The 1,956-nt window shown below is 65.3% G+C and carries 2 protein-coding genes; both read left to right on the forward strand.

Annotated elements, in window-relative coordinates:
- Positions 1-270, forward strand: a 270-nt coding sequence (locus tag AC1DY5_RS53440) for a hypothetical protein (RefSeq protein ID WP_478122321.1), incomplete at its 5' end; no start/stop codon positions are given.
- Between the two features lie 339 nt (positions 271-609).
- Positions 610-1,755 (forward strand): chloride channel protein, encoded by a 1,146-nt coding sequence (locus AC1DY5_RS53445; RefSeq protein WP_478122322.1) that lies wholly within the window; start codon positions 610-612, stop codon positions 1,753-1,755.
- Positions 1,756-1,956: the final 201 nt, after the last annotated feature.

Genomic DNA, 1,956 nt, shown 5'->3' on the forward strand with positions numbered 1-1,956 from the left:
ATCAAAGACGGCATCAAAGACGGCGCGGTGGACTTCTTGGAAAAGCCCTATCGCAACAGTTGCTGCTGGACGCTATCGACCAAGCGCTACATCGGGACCTGCCTGAAGGCACGCTGCGCGAGGTCCCTGCTGCTAAGGCCGTCGGTCGCCGTGCGCATCGCTGAACGCGACTTAGGCACTCTTTGGCTCAGCGCAGCGTCGATTTCGGACCTTCCAACCGCCAAGTTTGCTACGTTAGAAGCCGCCCCTTCCCCGGAAACTCTTGTTTGATACATTATTGATGCGCACCACGACCGCTGCTGAGGCCAAGGGACGAATTGTGTTGCGGCTACAGCACAAAACTGACGGCTGCGTACGAATGACCCATATCGAAAAACTCAATCTCCGGTTACGTTGGCAACGTCGGCGCCACGGTGAAGGCGTTGGGGCCGTGAAGGACGAAGACCTGCTCAGCGACGTCTTCCAAGCGTCAGACCGTGAGCGAACCCACTGTACTCATCATTGACGACTAAGGCCCTGCGCGGGGATTCCGCCTGAAGGCGCACGCGACGTCCGACCACGTCATCATCGGCGCCGCGTCTGCAGGCAGTCCCCTCGGGTGACAACAAAATGGCGCCAGATCTCGATCAGGACGACAGCAGAGCCGGYACGCTGGTTCTCGCGCTGCTGTCGCTGCTCGTGGGATGTGCCACGGGGCTCGTCTGCGCCGTATTCCGGCTCCTGCTTCAAGTGGCCGATGCCCTGCGAGGCGAGTTCATTGCCTGGGCGCATCAGGAGGGGCTCGCTGGCCTTTTGCTCGTCGTCGCCAGCGCCGCTGCAGCAACTGCGGTTGCCGCAGCACTGGTGAGCAGGATTTCCCCGAATGCGGCAGGCAGCGGCATACCCGAGGTCGAGGCTGCGATCAACGGTGGCGAACCGGGCAGACCCGTGCGCACTGCCATTGTCAAGTTCGTCGGCGGAGTGCTCGCCATCGGCTCCGGCCTCGCCCTCGGTCGCGAAGGGCCCAGTGTGCAGATGGGTCACTCGATCGCCGACCTGATGGGTCGGCTGTTCCGGCGCGGTCAAGTCGACGCCCGAGTGCTGTTCGCCGCGGGCGCGGGCGCGGGACTCGCCACGGCCTTCAACGCCCCGATCGCCGGCGCGGTGTTCGTGCTGGAGGAACTGCTGCGGCGTTTCGACACGCGCACCGCAGCCGCGGCACTGGGCGCCTCGGCGGGCGCGATCGCAGTGGCGCGCGTGTTCGTGGGCGTGGAGCCGGATTTCGCCGTGCCGGCGCAAGCCTTCCCGGGCTTCGCGACGGTGCCGGTCCATGTGGCCCTCGGTGTCATTGCCGCGCTCGCGGCTGCCGCCTACACGCGCGCCGTCATGGGCGCACTGGCGATAGCCGATCAGGCTGAAGGTATTCCGGTAGCGGCTCGGGCGGCGTTGATCGGCGGCGGCGTCGGCCTCCTGGGTTGGCTGGCGCCCCAGTGGGTCGGAGGCGGAGACGCACTCACGCAGCAGACGCTGCTCAACGCCGGATCCCTGTCCACGATCGGGCTGATCTTCGCAATCCGCTTCGCGCTCGGTCCGCTTTCCTATGCGGCCGGCACGCCCGGCGGCCTGTTCGCGCCGATGCTCGTCCTCGGCGCGCAGATCGGCCTCGTATTCGGTCGGCTGTACGGGCAGTGGTTTCCGGACAGCGCGTCTCCGACCGCCTACGCCGTGGTCGGCCTGGCAGCACTGCTGTCCAAGACAGGCGAATCCGGCGGATGACATGCTGAACTGACGCGGGTTCCGGACGGCTTGTGTGTGGATTTCAGGATCGTGCCCCCATGGGTGCTGTCCAACATCAAGTGAATGCGAATGCGCCCTGGGGTGATTCGTCGGGATCGGGCGGCGCTGTGAACGGCTCGTCGATCCACGCCATCAGATCACGGTGGGTAAACAGATTCATGCGCAGCAGCGCCACCAGGT

The organism is Variovorax sp. P4_D9 (assembly GCF_056401695.1).